The sequence below is a fragment of the Polaromonas sp. genome, assembly GCF_030682935.1.
GTDB lineage: Bacteria > Pseudomonadota > Gammaproteobacteria > Burkholderiales > Burkholderiaceae_C > Polaromonas.
Window position 1 is genome coordinate 1 of record NZ_JAUXNA010000032.1, and the last position, 13229, is coordinate 13229.

The 13229-nt window shown below is 61.0% G+C and carries 18 protein-coding genes; 2 read left to right on the forward strand and 16 right to left on the reverse strand.

All coding sequences use genetic code 11. The features are described from left to right. A partial coding sequence (locus Q8K05_RS01080; RefSeq protein ID WP_305244704.1) for a cytochrome bc complex cytochrome b subunit occupies nucleotides 1-1338 on the reverse strand: 1338 nt, incomplete at its 3' end. Between the two features lie 103 nt (nucleotides 1339-1441). Further along, complete coding sequence (gene petA, locus Q8K05_RS01085) at nucleotides 1442-2077, reverse strand: ubiquinol-cytochrome c reductase iron-sulfur subunit (protein ID WP_305244705.1); 636 nt, start codon at nucleotides 2075-2077, stop codon at nucleotides 1442-1444. 258 nt (nucleotides 2078-2335) lie between these two features. Between petA and mscL the strand changes: the two genes are divergently transcribed. Further along, a complete protein-coding gene (gene mscL / locus Q8K05_RS01090; RefSeq protein WP_305244706.1) occupies nucleotides 2336-2755 on the forward strand; it encodes a large conductance mechanosensitive channel protein MscL in 420 nt (139 codons plus the stop codon). Between the two features lie 95 nt (nucleotides 2756-2850). On the opposite strand, the gene pdxA is transcribed toward mscL, so the two are convergent. Continuing rightward, complete coding sequence (pdxA, locus tag Q8K05_RS01095; RefSeq protein WP_305244707.1) at nucleotides 2851-3894, reverse strand: 4-hydroxythreonine-4-phosphate dehydrogenase PdxA; 1044 nt, start codon at nucleotides 3892-3894, stop codon at nucleotides 2851-2853. Beyond that, nucleotides 3891-4652, reverse strand: coding sequence for a Nif3-like dinuclear metal center hexameric protein (locus Q8K05_RS01100; protein ID WP_305244708.1), 762 nt, complete (start codon nucleotides 4650-4652; stop codon nucleotides 3891-3893). The genes pdxA and Q8K05_RS01100 overlap by 4 nt, the downstream gene beginning before the upstream one ends. Before the next feature lie 188 nt (nucleotides 4653-4840). Between Q8K05_RS01100 and Q8K05_RS01105 the strand changes: the two genes are divergently transcribed. Continuing rightward, nucleotides 4841-5998, forward strand: coding sequence for a S1C family serine protease (locus Q8K05_RS01105; protein WP_305244709.1), 1158 nt, complete (start codon nucleotides 4841-4843; stop codon nucleotides 5996-5998). A 197-nt stretch (nucleotides 5999-6195) separates the two neighbouring features. On the opposite strand, the gene tatC is transcribed toward Q8K05_RS01105, so the two are convergent. The 12 genes from tatC to Q8K05_RS01165 all read right to left on the reverse strand — a co-directional run. After that, nucleotides 6196-6996 carry a twin-arginine translocase subunit TatC gene (tatC, locus tag Q8K05_RS01110; RefSeq protein ID WP_305244710.1) on the reverse strand — a complete coding sequence of 267 codons (801 nt, stop codon included), beginning with the start codon at nucleotides 6994-6996 and terminating at the stop codon, nucleotides 6196-6198. A gap of 67 nt (nucleotides 6997-7063) precedes the next feature. After that, on the reverse strand, nucleotides 7064-7531 hold the full coding sequence (tatB, locus tag Q8K05_RS01115; protein ID WP_305244711.1) for a Sec-independent protein translocase protein TatB: 468 nt from the start codon (nucleotides 7529-7531) through the stop codon (nucleotides 7064-7066). 49 nt (nucleotides 7532-7580) lie between these two features. Continuing rightward, nucleotides 7581-7835 carry a Sec-independent protein translocase subunit TatA gene (gene tatA / locus Q8K05_RS01120; protein WP_305244712.1) on the reverse strand — a complete coding sequence of 85 codons (255 nt, stop codon included), beginning with the start codon at nucleotides 7833-7835 and terminating at the stop codon, nucleotides 7581-7583. Nucleotides 7836-8005: 170 nt separating this feature from the next. Next, a complete protein-coding gene (locus Q8K05_RS01125; RefSeq protein WP_305244713.1) occupies nucleotides 8006-8365 on the reverse strand; it encodes a histidine triad nucleotide-binding protein in 360 nt (119 codons plus the stop codon). A 45-nt stretch (nucleotides 8366-8410) separates the two neighbouring features. Continuing rightward, a complete protein-coding gene (locus Q8K05_RS01130) occupies nucleotides 8411-8761 on the reverse strand; it encodes a hypothetical protein (RefSeq protein WP_305244714.1) in 351 nt (116 codons plus the stop codon). A gap of 3 nt (nucleotides 8762-8764) precedes the next feature. Then, entirely contained in the window at nucleotides 8765-9148 is a 384-nt protein-coding gene (locus tag Q8K05_RS01135; protein ID WP_305244715.1) for a phosphoribosyl-ATP diphosphatase, read from the reverse strand. Nucleotides 9149-9165: 17 nt separating this feature from the next. Next, on the reverse strand, nucleotides 9166-9555 hold the full coding sequence (hisI, locus tag Q8K05_RS01140; RefSeq protein ID WP_305244716.1) for a phosphoribosyl-AMP cyclohydrolase: 390 nt from the start codon (nucleotides 9553-9555) through the stop codon (nucleotides 9166-9168). A 129-nt stretch (nucleotides 9556-9684) separates the two neighbouring features. Continuing rightward, on the reverse strand, nucleotides 9685-10464 hold the full coding sequence (gene hisF, locus Q8K05_RS01145) for an imidazole glycerol phosphate synthase subunit HisF (RefSeq protein ID WP_305244717.1): 780 nt from the start codon (nucleotides 10462-10464) through the stop codon (nucleotides 9685-9687). Nucleotides 10465-10588: 124 nt separating this feature from the next. Then, nucleotides 10589-11329 (reverse strand): 1-(5-phosphoribosyl)-5-[(5-phosphoribosylamino)methylideneamino]imidazole-4-carboxamide isomerase, encoded by a 741-nt coding sequence (gene hisA, locus Q8K05_RS01150; RefSeq protein WP_305244718.1) that lies wholly within the window; start codon nucleotides 11327-11329, stop codon nucleotides 10589-10591. A gap of 84 nt (nucleotides 11330-11413) precedes the next feature. Beyond that, nucleotides 11414-12082, reverse strand: coding sequence for an imidazole glycerol phosphate synthase subunit HisH (gene hisH, locus Q8K05_RS01155; protein WP_305244719.1), 669 nt, complete (start codon nucleotides 12080-12082; stop codon nucleotides 11414-11416). A gap of 116 nt (nucleotides 12083-12198) precedes the next feature. Then, nucleotides 12199-12819: an imidazoleglycerol-phosphate dehydratase HisB gene (gene hisB, locus Q8K05_RS01160; protein WP_305244720.1), complete on the reverse strand. Its 621-nt coding sequence runs from the start codon at nucleotides 12817-12819 to the stop codon at nucleotides 12199-12201. After that, nucleotides 12816-13229: aminotransferase class I/II-fold pyridoxal phosphate-dependent enzyme (locus Q8K05_RS01165; RefSeq protein ID WP_305244721.1), on the reverse strand; the 414-nt coding region annotated here is incomplete at its 5' end. The genes Q8K05_RS01165 and hisB, both read right to left, overlap by 4 nt.

Here is a 13229-nt window from a genome sequence, read left to right on the forward strand (position 1 = left end):
GGGCATCAACAGGAAGAAGCCAAAGTAAAACAGCGTACCCAGTTGCGACACCCGCTCGCCCATCGCCGAAGGTGGCTGCACGCCCAGGTAGCCCAATACAAAGAAGTTGATCACAAAAATACCATACAGGACCTTGTTCCAGCTTGGACGGTAGCGAATGGATTTGACGTCACTGTTGTCCAGCCAGGGCAGGAAAAACAGGATGACGACGGCACCACCCATGACCACCACGCCCCAGAACTTGGCATCGATCAGCAGCATGGCCGCAACCATGACCACCGCGGCACCGACGATGAGGGCCTTGAACAGGTTGGCCATCCTGGCCTTGATCACGCCCAGCACGGCACCAGCCAGCACGCAGGCAATCAGCGCATACATCATCTCGCCGGTGATGGCACGCAGCATGGAGTAGTAGGGTGTGAAATACCAGACCGGGGCAATGTGCAGCGGAGTTTGCAGTGGATCGGCGGGAATGAAGTTGTTGTACTCAAGGAAGTAGCCACCAAACTCGGGCGCAAAGAAGATGATGGCCGTGAAGATCATCAGGAACACGCTCACGCCAAAAATATCATGCACCGTGTAGTAAGGATGAAAAGGAATACCGTCCAGTGGATGGCCATCGGCGCCGCGGGTCGCCTTGATCTCAACACCATCCGGGTTGTTGGAACCCACTTCGTGCAGCGCAATAATGTGCGCGGCCACCAGGCCCAGCAGCACCAGCGGTACCGCGATCACGTGGAAGGCAAAGAAGCGGTTCAACGTCGCATCGCCGACCACATAGTCGCCGCGAATCAGCAGCGCCAGGTCAGGGCCGATAAAGGGAATGGCGGCAAACAGGTTGACGATCACCTGAGCACCCCAGTAGCTCATCTGCCCCCATGGCAGCAGGTAGCCCATGAAAGCCTCGGCCATCAGGGCCAGAAAGATCGCGCAGCCAAAAATCCAGATCAACTCGCGCGGCTTGCGGTAACTGCCATAAATCAGGCCCCGGAACATGTGAAGATAGACCACCACAAAAAAGGCCGAAGCACCGGTCGAGTGCATGTAGCGGATCAGCCAGCCCCAGGGCACGTCGCGCATGATGTATTCGACCGAACCGAACGCGAGCGCTGCGTCGGGTTTGTAATGCATCGTCAGAAAAATGCCGGTAACAATCTGGATCACCAGCACCAGCATCGCCAACGAACCAAAGATGTACCAGAAGTTGAAGTTTTTCGGCGCGTAGTACTCGCTCATGTGCTCCCTGAAGAGCTTGCTGGCCGGAAAGCGGTTGTCCACCCAGGTCATCGCTTTGTCAGCAAAGGGGGCATCGGGAGAAATTTCTTTGAATTCAGCCATGACTGATCCTGGTTCGGTGGGTTCTTTAACGACGACTATTTAGGATAGTGACGCGGGTTCTTTGACGCTGGCGACAGGGTCTATGGAGGGCCTTGGCCCGCCTTCAGGCTTTTTTATCCTCGCCAATCAGCAGTCTTGAGTCTGACAGGTACATGTGCGGAGGCACTTCAAGGTTGTCGGGCGAGGGCTTGTTCTTGTAGACGCGGCCGGCCATGTCAAAGGTGGAACCGTGGCAGGGGCAAAGGAAGCCGCCTGTCCAGTCGTCTGGCAGCGAAGGCTGGGCACCGGACTGGAACTTCTCGGAAGGCGAGCAGCCCAGATGCGGGCAGATCCCCACCACCACCAGCGTTTCGGGCTTGATGGAGCGGGTTTCGTTGAGGGCGTAGGCAGGCGTCCAGTCGGGCAGCTTGCGCTCTGACTTCGGGTCAGCCAGCAAGGCGTCATTTTTCGGCAGGGTCGCCAATTGCTCCGGGGTGCGCTTGACAATCCACACCGGCTTGCCACGCCACTCGACGGTTATTTTCTCGCCGGGCTTGATGCCGGAAATATCGACTTCCACCGCTGCGCCGGTCGCTTTGGCTTTTTCGGAGGGCTGAAAGGTACTGACGAAAGGCACGGCAACAGCAGCAACGCCAACGCCGCCTACGGCACACGTGGCCACAATCCAGTTTCTTTTGTTTTTATCCAGCGGGGCGCCGTGCGGCACACCGTTTACGCTTGCTTCGCTTGCTTGTGTCATGAGAATCCTTCAAGAACTGGCTTGAAAAAGGCATAGTAGGGTCAACCCGTGATTGTAGCGGAGCGCGAAACCGGTTTTCAAGGCCCAAGGCCGGGTTCGGGCTACCCCAGCCTGACACGCGCCTGCAGTTGAGGCGGCCATGCGTCGCCTCCAGCAAAGCAGGCGCGCCAATTCCAAAAAACACGCTCAGCCTTGATAATTACTTGCCAAAACCGCAATACGCGATCGGCTACTGCCCGACAACAACAGGAGAACCTCATGGGAATGATGCAGGAATTCAAGGAATTTGCCATCAAAGGCAATGTGATTGATCTGGCCGTAGGCGTGATCATCGGCGCGGCATTTGGCAAGATTGTCGATTCTGTAGTCGGCGATCTGATCATGCCGGTGATTGGCGCGGTGGTGGGCAAGCTGGATTTTTCCAACTTGTTCGTGGTGATGGGCAGCGTGCCACCGGGCACCGCCACGACACTGGATGCGCTGAAAAAAGCCGGCGTTCCGGTATTTGCCTATGGCAACTTCATCACGGTCGCAGTCAACTTTGCCATCCTGGCGTTCATCATTTTCCTGATGGTCAAGCAGATCAATCGCCTCAAACGCCAGGAAAAAGCAGCGCCTGCAGCTCCGGCCGAAGACATCGTGCTGTTGCGCGAAATCCGGGACAGCCTTAAAAAGTAGGCTTGCACGGCGCAACGAAAACTGGCGCAACCGCCATCCGTCAAGTAGCGGTTTGCGCCCACAGTTATTGCGAAAAAGCCCGTTTTCTCTTGTTTTCAGCCGGCCAGTTGGCGCGCCATGCGAATGGCGGCGATCAGGCTCGATGCATCGGCCTGGCCGGTGCCGGCGATGTCAAACGCCGTGCCATGGTCCGGACTGGTGCGCACCAGCGGCAGGCCCAGCGTGACGTTGACGCCCTGTTCCACCCCGAGGTATTTCACCGGAATCAGGCCCTGGTCATGGTACATCGCGACCACCACGTCGAACTCGCCAGGTTTGCCGGGTGTGTTGCGCGCCCGCATGAATACGGTGTCCGGTGCAAAAGGGCCGTGCACATCCAGGCCTTCGGCCCGGGCGGCGGCAATGGCGGGCGCGATGATGGCCTGCTCTTCGGTGCCAAACAGCCCGCCCTCACCGGCATGCGGGTTCAGGCCCGCCACCGCAATGCGCGGCGGCCGCCCCAGGCTGGCACTAACGGCCCGGTGCGTGATGCGCAGCGTCTGCAACACGTTGTCAAAGGTCACGGCCTCAATCGCGTTGCGCAGCGACAGGTGGATGCTTACCAGCACGGTTTTCAGCTCGTCATTGGCCAGCATCATGCGCACCGGCACCTGACTCACGGGTTTGCCCAGAAACGCGGCGGCTTCGGCCTGCAGCAGCTCGGTGTGACCCGGAAAACCTGCAGCCCACCCGCCCGCTGCCGCCAGGGCTTCCTTGTGAATCGGCGCTGTGACCATGGCGGCTGCCTCGCCAGCCAGCACGGCGCGGGCCGCCCAGACAATCGACTCGGCTGCGGCTCTTCCAGCCAAAGCACTCACCAGCCCATACGGCACGGGCGCAAGCAGCTCACATTTTTGCAGCACCGCCATACAGTGCGGCGGCACGCCGGGCGCTTCGGCCAAGCCATCGAGTTGCGCCACCGGCAGCGCCAGCGTCCCCGTTGCCGCCGCCGTCAGCGCGGCAGCGCGGCGCAGCGTGGCCACATCACCGACCACGACGCAACCGGCCAGGTCAGCCGGTGAATCGCGAAACGCCTTGGCGATGATTTCCGGGCCGATGCCAGCGGCATCGCCCATGGTGATGAGGATGGGTTGGTTCATGCGGGGTTGTCAATATCGATGAATTGGTGGTCCAGTCCGAACTGCGCCGCCACCTGCGACGCCACAGCGGGCGCGCCATAGCGCTCCGACGCATGATGGCCGCAGGCAATGAAGGCCACGCCCATCTCGCGGGCGTAGTGCGCTTGCGGCTCGGAAATTTCGCCGGTGATGAAGGCGTCGGCGCCCGCGGCAATCGCCGCTTCAAAGTAGCCTTGCGCCCCGCCGCTGCACCACGCTATATTTTTAATAGCTGATTGCGCCCGTCCTACCTGGACCACAGGCCGATTTAATACATTTTTAACGTAATCTGCCAATGCCGCAGCGCTGGCAAAGCTGCCCCCGTCTGCCCGCCCGCCCATAAAACCCAGGTCCTGCTCACCGAAGCGTGCGCTGGCGTGCAGACCGAGCTGCAGGCCCAGTTGTGCGTTGTTGCCCCACTCAGGGTGCGCATCGAGCGGCAGATGATATGCAAACAGGTTGATGTCATGGGCCAGCAACAGCGCCAGGCGCTGCTTCATCCAGCCGGTGACACAGCCGTCCTGGCCGCGCCAAAACAGGCCGTGGTGCACAAACAGGGCATCGGCCCGCGCTTCAATGGCCGCCTCAATCAGCGCGCGGCTGGCCGTGACGCCCGAGACGATTTTTTGAATCTGCGCACGCCCCTCCACCTGCAGGCCGTTGGGGCCGTAGTCCTTGAAGCGCGCGGGCTGCAACAGCGCATCAAAGGCTTGCAGCAAATCCTGTCGGGTGGTGCTCATGCGTTGATTGTCTCAGCCTCGGGCCGTCTGCTGCGGCATACACACACCGGGAGGCTGCTCATGATCAAATGCAAGCCGGTTGGCCCGCGCTTGAGGGACAATGGAACAATACGCCTGTGCTGCGCCAAGCCCCGACGGGTGCGGCCAGCAAAGCCTTCCCTTTGACCCTGTTGACTCCTCATTTATCCATGAAGCGCTCCTGGCTCCTGTTTTCCCAGACCGTCACCATTTTACTGGCGGCTTATTTTGTGGTGGCAACGCTCAAGCCGCAGTGGCTGGACAAAGGCGTCTCACTGGGCGGCGTATCCGTGGTTGAAGCGCCTGGCAGCAGCGTGCCGCGCGACGCCAGCCCGATCGGCAGCTTCGCCTCGGCCGCCAAACAAGCCTCGGCGGCAGTGGTCAGCATCAATACCAGCAAAGCCGCGGCCAAAAACCCGAATGCGGATGATCCGTGGTTCAAGTTTTTCTTCGGCGACCAGGGCTCTGGTGAGCCGCAGGCCGGCCTGGGCAGCGGCGTCATCATCAGCGCCTCGGGCTACATCCTGACCAACAACCACGTGGTGGAAGGCGCCGACGAGATTGAGGTGATCCTCAACGACACGCGCAAGGCCAAGGCCCAGGTCATTGGCACCGACCCGGACACCGACCTGGCCATTCTCAAGATCAATCTGGACAAACTGCCTGTCATCGTTCTGGGCGACTCCGATGCGCTGCAGGTCGGCGACCCGGTGCTGGCCATCGGCAACCCCTTTGGCGTGGGCCAGACCGTGACCGGCGGCATCGTGAGCGCGCTGGGGCGCAACCAGTTGGGAATCAACACCTTCGAGAATTTCATCCAGACCGATGCGGCCATCAACCCTGGCAACTCGGGTGGCGCGCTGGTCGATGTCAACGGCAACCTGATGGGCATCAACACCGCAATTTACTCGCGCTCGGGCGGCTCCATGGGCATAGGGTTTGCCATTCCGGTGTCAACGGCCAAGCAGGTGCTCGACAGCATTGTGAGAGATGGCCAAGTCACGCGTGGCTGGATTGGTGTCGAGCCGCAAGACCTGAATCCCGAACTGGCCGCCACCTTCGGCCTGGATCCGGTTGCCGCAAAAACAGGCGGGGTCATCATCACCGGCGTGCTCCAAAACGGACCGGCCGCGCAGGCCGGCATCCGGCCCGGCGACGTCATCACCGCGGTCGATGGCAAACCGGTGCGCAATGTGAGCCAGCTGCTAACGGCTGTGGCCGCCCTCAAACCGGGCACACCCGCACCGCTGACCGTGCTGCGCAAGGGCCGCCAGAGCGAGCTTGCAGTGACGCCCGGCACGCGCCAGCGGCCCAGAGCACAGCGCTGACGCGGGGCTTTAAGACCTGAAGTTGAGGCCTTGCCAGTCCATGGACTGGCAAGGCTGGTTTAATCGCTGCAAGCGCCCATATTCATTGGACTGAAGAGCCACTTAATACGTATCGTCCCAGACCGGCAGACCGTCGGGTTTTCGGGTTTGGGACTGGCGCCACCGCAGCTTGCCTGACGCAGACAAACCAGGGGAGATCAGGGCTTGGCGGATTCTGTGTCGCTGTCGGTCTCGGGCGCTTTGGTGTGACTGACAAACAGCAGAGCAGCCCAAATACCGACCTCGTACAGCCCGCCCACCACCCCAAGCAGCATGATCATCGAACCCGCATCGGGCGGTGTGACCAGCGCGGTGACCACGGCAGCCAGCACCCAGAAATAACCGCGGTACTGGCGCAACTGGGCCACCGTGAGTATGCCCATGCGAACCAGCAGGATCACCGCAATCGGCACCTCAAACGCCAGGCCAAAGGCCAAGAACATGCCCAGCACAAAGTTGAGGTATTCCTCAATGTCTGGCGCAGCGGTGATTGACTTGGGCGCAAAGCTCTGGATGAACTTGAACACTTGGCCGAATACGAAGTAATAGCAAAACGCCACGCCGGTAAAAAACAGCAAAGTACTGGAAACCACCAGCGGCATGACCAGTTTTTTCTCGTGCGAATAAAGACCGGGGGCAATGAATGCCCAGACCTGGTAGAGCACCACCGGCAGCGCAATCATGAAGGCCGCCATGAACATGATCTTGATCGGCACCACAAACGGCGAAATGACGTTGGTGGCGATCAGTGTGGCGCCCTTGGGCAGGGAAGCCACCAGCGGCGCCGCCATCAGGTCGTACAGCGCGCCCGGGCCGGGGAACAGCGCGAGGACAGCCGCTGCGACGCCAATCGCAATCACCGCCTTGATCATCCGGTCGCGCAGCTCTACCAGGTGCTGCACAAAAGGTTGCTCGCTGCCTGCGAGTTCGTCGGGCTTGTCGGTGTGGGGGTCGCTCATGGGGGAGGCTCGCGCTGGATAGGTTGCGCCGGCGTGCACGCAAACAAAAGAAGATCAGGAATAAAAGTCAGGCATGGCGGCCCGGCTGCGGGCGAAAGCGTGCCACACGGGCAGCGCCGGACTGCGCGTTGGTGCGTACACCCGAACGGGCCTTGTACCAGCGCGGCGTAGCGCCCTGCTTGAGCCGCCACTTCTTTTTCGGGTGCTTGTATTCGGGAAATGACACCATGCCAGGCAACTCGCCACCACCGGCCATGCCCGTGGCATCCGACCACGATTTCTCAAAATCACTGGCGTTGGTCTGGATCGATTGCTCGACGTCGCGGGCCGCCCCCTCGACGCTGTCTTTCATCTTTTTGAGTTCGTCAAGCTCCATCGAGCGATTGACTTCCTGCTTGACGTCGGCCACATAGCGTTGCGCCTTGCCCAGCAGGGTACCCACGGTACGCGCCAGACGCGGCAGCTTTTCAGGCCCGATCACGATCAGCGCCACGGCGCCGATCAGCGCAATTTTGGAAATGCCGAGGTCGATCACGGCAGATCAATCAGACAAAGTGTCAGCACAAGCGGCATGGCGTCCCTGATCAGGACTTTTGCCGGGCTTCAACGTCAATCGTGGTCTTGTCCGCTTTGTCGGCAGCCTGGGCATTGGTGACCTGACTGGCCGGCGCGGCAGGCGGATCGTCAGACGCAGACTGTCCGCCTTCTTTCATGCCGTCCTTGAAGCCCTTGACAGCGCCGCCCAGGTCGCCGCCCATGTTTTTGAGTTTTTTGGTGCCAAACACCATCACCACGATCAACAGCACGATCAACCAGTGCCAAATGGAAAGTCCACCCATGTTTTGCTCCTAATCTTTAATTGCAGGTTTGCGAATTCGCACGAAATTAAGGTGATTCTAAGGGCCTGGCATGTCAAATGCCGATCAGACCCGCCACACCCCTCGATCTTCAGGTAAATATTAGTACCTTGTCGGCCCCAGAGGTTCCCTCAACGGCTCAAAAACCCCCGTCAGCCCTTCAGCCACGGCCTGGGGCCGCCGATGACATGGAAATGCAGGTGATGCACTTCCTGCCCGCCTTCGGCACCGGTATTGGTCACGATGCGAAAACCGCCTTCCGGATAGGGATTGCACCCCTGCTCCAGCGCCAGTCGGGGGGCCAGCACCATCATGCGCCCCAGCAGCGCCGCATGTTCGGATCCCACCTGCGCCATCGACGGGATATGCGCCTTGGGAATCATCAAGAAATGCACCGGTGCCCAGGGATGGAGGTCGTGAAACGCGAACAGCTCGTCGTCCTCGTAGACCTTGCGGCTGGGAATGGTGCCCGCGGCGATTTTGCAGAAAATGCAGTTATCGGAATGGTTCATGCGCTCGTTCAGTATCGTTCTGGTTTCAGGAGGACGCCCTAAGGCTCAGGGCAAGCGTTGGCTGTTAAAGCGCATCCAGCCCCGAACGCAGCGGTACAGATACCAAAGCCAGACGATGCCGTAGGCGATTGCGCCCGGCAGCACCAGCAGCAGCCACAGCGGCGACAGCAGCAGCAGCCACAGCAGCGTCCACCAGAAAGTGCGGATCATGTAGCCGTGGTGTTCGAGGTACAGCGGGTCGGACTCGTCGGCACGCCGGATGTAGTTGACGATCAGCGCAATCACCGCAAACACGCCGCCGCTGAACCAGGCCAGGGTGTGCAGGCCGTACAGCACGTGCATCACGGTGCGGTCGTTGGGGTTCCTGCCATCCATGGCGATCAAATCGTTGTTCATGACTCAGGTCTTTTCCTGCACTTCACGGTGTAGCGCCTTGCGCAGCGCCTTTTCTTCAATCCCGCTGGTGCCTTCGCGGCGCTCCAGCTCGACCATGACGTCGGCGGGGCTCAAGCCGTAGTGGACCAGTGCAATCAGGCTGTGAAACCACAGATCAGCCACCTCGCCGACCAGCTTGGCTTTGAGCTCGGCCGTTGCGCCGCCGTAGTCGAGGTCCTTGGCCGCCATCACGGTCTCGGTCGCTTCTTCGCCGATTTTCTTCAGGAAGGCATCCGGGCCCTTGTGCAGCAGGCGCGCCACATAGCTTTTGTCGGGGTCGCCGCCCTGGGCCGGTTTGCGGCCTTCAATGATCTGCGCCAGGCGCTGGAGGGTATCGTTAGAGGACATGTTTGCTTCAGTGCAGATTATTTGTAGATGCTGGCAGGGTCTTTCAAGACCGGCTCGGTGACGACCCATTGTCCGTCTTTGTAGAGGCTGAAAAAGCAGCTGTGGCGGCCAGTGTGGCAGGCAATGCCAGGCTCGTGACCAAGTTGCGTGACCTTGAGCAGCACCACATCGTTGTCACAGTCGAGCCTGATTTCGTGCACGGTCTGGAGGTGACCCGATTCTTCACCCTTGTGCCACAAGCGCCCGCGCGAGCGGCTGAAATACACGGCCTGGCCCAGCTCGGCGGTTTTTTGCAGCGCCTCGCGGTTCATCCAGGCAAACATCAGCACATCGCCGCTGGCGGCTTCCTGCGCAATCACCGGGACCAGGCCCTTGTCGTCCCAGCGGACTTCATCGATCCAATTCATGCTCTGCATTGTCCCTGATTGTGGCGGGCAGCCGCCTTGCAGCACGCCGCGCCGGCCCTTGAATTACTATCAAATAAATAGCTGCCATCACCCGACTGTATCGGGCTGCAGGCCTAAATGGCTTGAACTTTAGAGGCGGACCGGAATGCCGCGCCCGGCCATGTATTGCTTGGCCTGCTGCACGGTGTACTCGCCATAGTGAAAGATGCTGGCCGCCAGCACCGCGTCGGCGCCGCCGATCTGAATGCCGTCGGCCAGATGCGCCAGGTTGCCGACGCCGCCCGAGGCGATCACCGGCACGCTGACCGCGTCGCTGACGGCGCGGGTCAGCGCCAGATCAAAGCCCGACTTGGTGCCGTCGCGGTCCATGCTGGTCAGCAGTATCTCGCCCGCGCCGCGCCGCGCCATCTCGGTGGCCCAGGCCACGGCATCGAGGCCGGTGTTCTTGCGGCCGCCGTGGCTGTAGACATCCCAGCCGGGGCCGCGCGTTTGGGCGTCTTCTTCGCTGCGGCGCTTGGCGTCAATCGCCACGACGATGCACTGGGCGCCGTATTTACTGGAAGCATCTTCAATCACCTGCGGGTTGGCGATGGCCGCCGAGTTGAAGCTGGTTTTGTCAGCGCCGGCATTGAGCAGGCGGCGCACGTCCTCGACCGTGCGCACCCCGCCGCCGACCGTCAGGGGAATGAACACCTGTGAGTCCACGGCTTCAAGGATGTGCAGGATCAAATCACGCACGTCGCTGGTGGCGGTGATGTCCAGAAACGTCAGTTCGTCCGCACCCTGCTCGTTGTAGCGCGCGGCAATTTCAACCGGGTCGCCGGCATCGCGCAGCTCGGTGAAATTGACGCCTTTGACAACCCGGCCGCCGGTCACGTCGAGGCAGGGAATGATGCGTTTAGCTAACATATGCCCCCACGGTCGCCCACTGCGTGTGGCTTCCTGCCCCCCCGGGGGGGGCCGCTGCGCCTGCGGCCCTGGCTGGCATGGAGAGGCCCCCTGTGACCAAGCCTGCCGTGCATCACCACCGCGCTCATCCGTTCAACTCGTCAGCGCGCTCTTGGGCCGCTTCAAAGTCGAGGTCGCCGCTGTAAATCGAGCGGCCGCAAATCACACCCTGAACGCCCTCGTCTTCCACGGAGCACAGCGCGTCGATATCGGCCATGTTGGACAGGCCGCCCGAGGCGATGACGGGAATCGTCAGCGCCTGCGCCAGCCTGACGGTGGCTTCAATGTTGATGCCGCTGAGCATGCCGTCGCGGCCAATGTCGGTGTAGATGATGGACTCGACGCCGTAGTCCTGGAATTTCTTGCCCAGATCGACCACTTCGTGGCCCGTGAGCTTGCTCCAGCCGTCGGTCGCGACCTTGCCGTCTTTGGCATCGAGCCCGACGATGATGTGGCCGCCAAAGGCGGTGCAGGCGTCCTGCAGAAAACCCGGGTTCTTCACCGCAGCGGTGCCGATGATGACGTAGCGCAGGCCGGCGTCCAGGTAGCGCTCGATCGTGTCCAGATCGCGGATGCCGCCGCCCAGCTGCACGTCGATTTCGTCGCCCACTTCGGCCAGGATGCGCCTGATGGCGGCCTCGTTTTTGGGCTTGCCCGCAAACGCGCCGTTCAGGTCCACCAGGTGCAGGCGGCGCGCGCCCTTGTCAACCCAGCTGCGCGCCATGGCGGCCGGGTCTTCGCTGAAGATGGTGGATTGATCCATGTCGCCCTGTTTCAGGCGAACGCAGTGACCGTCTTTCAAGTCAATCGCGGGGATGAGTAGCATGTTGGGGTAAGAAGAAAACGGAAAGTGGGTTGAAACAAGGCGATGAACCCGGTACGCCGGGCGCCATCGACGGCGGGTGGGATTTCAGGGCTTCCAGTGCAGGAAATTGCGGTACAGCGCCAGCCCGTGGTCGGCACTTTTTTCGGGGTGAAACTGCGTCGCAAAAATATTATCGCGTGCAATCGCGGCGGCAAAGCGCCCGCCGTAGTCGGCCTCGCCGGCAATGTGGCGCGCATCCGACGGCTTGGCGTAAAAGCTGTGCACGAAGTAAAAATACGCGCCGTCAGGCACGCCCGCCCACACCGGATGCACCGGGCGGGTCTGGTAGACCTGGTTCCAGCCCATTTGCGGCACCTTGTAGCGGCTGCCATCGGGCTGGAGTTTGCCGGCCAGGTCGAATTTGACGACTTCGCCATGAATCAGGCCCAGGCCGGGCGTTGCGGCGCCGTCCAGCCCCTCGTGGCTGTTGTCGAGCAGCATCTGCATGCCGACGCACACGCCAAACAGCGGTTTGTGGGCGGCCGCGTGCAGCACCGCTTCCTGCAGGCCCGATTCGGCGAGCGCGCGCATGCAGTCGTGCATGGCACCCTGGCCCGGCAACACCACGCGCTCGGCGTCAAACACGTCCTGCGCGCGCGACGTAACCACGACCTCGTAGCCGCTGCCCTGCGCCACATGCTGAACCGCTTGCGAGACCGAGCGAAGATTGCCCGAACCGTAGTCAAGCACCGCGACTGTTTTCAAATTGGACATTCAAAAAAGAAAAGTAAGAAAAAATCAATGCTATAAAATTAATAGCTACAAGCACCCGACCTGCTTAGGCTGGAACCCCAAAACATGCTTAAAAACGCCAAGGAACTGCCGGCCGCTTACAACGAGCCTTTGGTCGACGGGATCACGCCGACAGAACGCGGATCGATTTCCAGCGCCATGCGCAAGGCGCGGGCAAAGGCCTTGAACACGGTTTCGGCCTGGTGGTGCGCATTTTCGCCCTTGAGGTTGTCAATGTGCAGCGTGACAAACGCATGGTTCACAAAGCCCTGAAAAAATTCGTAGGCGAGCTGGCTGTCAAAGGTGCCCATCATGCTGGATTTGAAGGGGACGTTCATGGCCAAGCCGGGCCGGCCCGAGAAATCGACCACCACGCGCGACAGCGCTTCATCGAGCGGCACATAGGCGTGGCCGTAACGGCGCAGGCCTTTTTTGTCGCCGACGGCCTGCGCCACCGCCTGGCCCAGGGTGATGCCGACGTCTTCCACCGTGTGGTGGCCGTCAATGTGCAGGTCGCCCTCGGCGTGAATGTCCAGGTCAATCAGGCCGTGGCGGGCGATCTGGTCCAGCATGTGGTCAAAAAAACCAATGCCTGTGGAGAGCCTGGCCTGGCCGGTGCCGTCGAGGTTGAGCTTGACGGTGATCTTGGTCTCGGCGGTGTTGCGCGAGACTTCGGCGGTGCGGGGTGCGGTGATAGGGGCAGGAGTCTGGAGGGTCATAGGGATTCTTCAAGCGCCGCCAGCATTTGCGCGTTTTCTTCGGCGGTGCCCACCGTGACGCGCAAACAATTGGCCAGCAATGGGTGCATTTTAGAAACGTTTTTAACCAGCACCTTGCGCAAGCGCATGCCTTCGAAGGTTTTGGCCGCATCCGGCACGCGGATCAGAATCATGTTGGCGTCGCTTTTCCAGGCCTTGACGCCCTTCAGGGCACTGAGCGCATCCAACAGCACACCGCGCTGCGCGACCAGCTCTTGCGCCTGGCCTGCGAACACGTCCCGGTGCTCCAGCGCAAACAGCGCGCACTCGTAATTGAGCACACTGATGTTGTACGGTGGCCGCACCTTGTCAATCTCGGCGATCAGGGCTTGGGGCCCCATCATGTAGCCCAGGCGCACGCCGGCCAGCCC

Excerpts from the sequence above, each read along its gene's own strand:
- petA (WP_305244705.1), bottom strand. The coding sequence starts at position 2,077 with ATGACACAAGCAAGCGAAGCAAGCGTAAACGGTGTGCCGCACGGCGCC.
- mscL (WP_305244706.1), top strand. The coding sequence starts at position 2,336 with ATGGGAATGATGCAGGAATTCAAGGAATTTGCCATCAAAGGCAATGTG.
- pdxA (WP_305244707.1), bottom strand. The coding sequence starts at position 3,894 with ATGAACCAACCCATCCTCATCACCATGGGCGATGCCGCTGGCATCGGC.
- Q8K05_RS01100 (WP_305244708.1), bottom strand. The coding sequence starts at position 4,652 with ATGAGCACCACCCGACAGGATTTGCTGCAAGCCTTTGATGCGCTGTTG.
- Q8K05_RS01105 (WP_305244709.1), top strand. The coding sequence starts at position 4,841 with ATGAAGCGCTCCTGGCTCCTGTTTTCCCAGACCGTCACCATTTTACTG.
- tatC (WP_305244710.1), bottom strand. The coding sequence starts at position 6,996 with ATGAGCGACCCCCACACCGACAAGCCCGACGAACTCGCAGGCAGCGAG.
- tatA (WP_305244712.1), bottom strand. The coding sequence starts at position 7,835 with ATGGGTGGACTTTCCATTTGGCACTGGTTGATCGTGCTGTTGATCGTG.
- Q8K05_RS01125 (WP_305244713.1), bottom strand. The coding sequence starts at position 8,365 with ATGAACCATTCCGATAACTGCATTTTCTGCAAAATCGCCGCGGGCACC.
- Q8K05_RS01130 (WP_305244714.1), bottom strand. The coding sequence starts at position 8,761 with ATGAACAACGATTTGATCGCCATGGATGGCAGGAACCCCAACGACCGC.
- Q8K05_RS01135 (WP_305244715.1), bottom strand. The coding sequence starts at position 9,148 with ATGTCCTCTAACGATACCCTCCAGCGCCTGGCGCAGATCATTGAAGGC.
- hisI (WP_305244716.1), bottom strand. The coding sequence starts at position 9,555 with ATGAATTGGATCGATGAAGTCCGCTGGGACGACAAGGGCCTGGTCCCG.
- hisF (WP_305244717.1), bottom strand. The coding sequence starts at position 10,464 with ATGTTAGCTAAACGCATCATTCCCTGCCTCGACGTGACCGGCGGCCGG.
- hisA (WP_305244718.1), bottom strand. The coding sequence starts at position 11,329 with ATGCTACTCATCCCCGCGATTGACTTGAAAGACGGTCACTGCGTTCGC.
- hisH (WP_305244719.1), bottom strand. The coding sequence starts at position 12,082 with ATGTCCAATTTGAAAACAGTCGCGGTGCTTGACTACGGTTCGGGCAAT.
- hisB (WP_305244720.1), bottom strand. The coding sequence starts at position 12,819 with ATGACCCTCCAGACTCCTGCCCCTATCACCGCACCCCGCACCGCCGAA.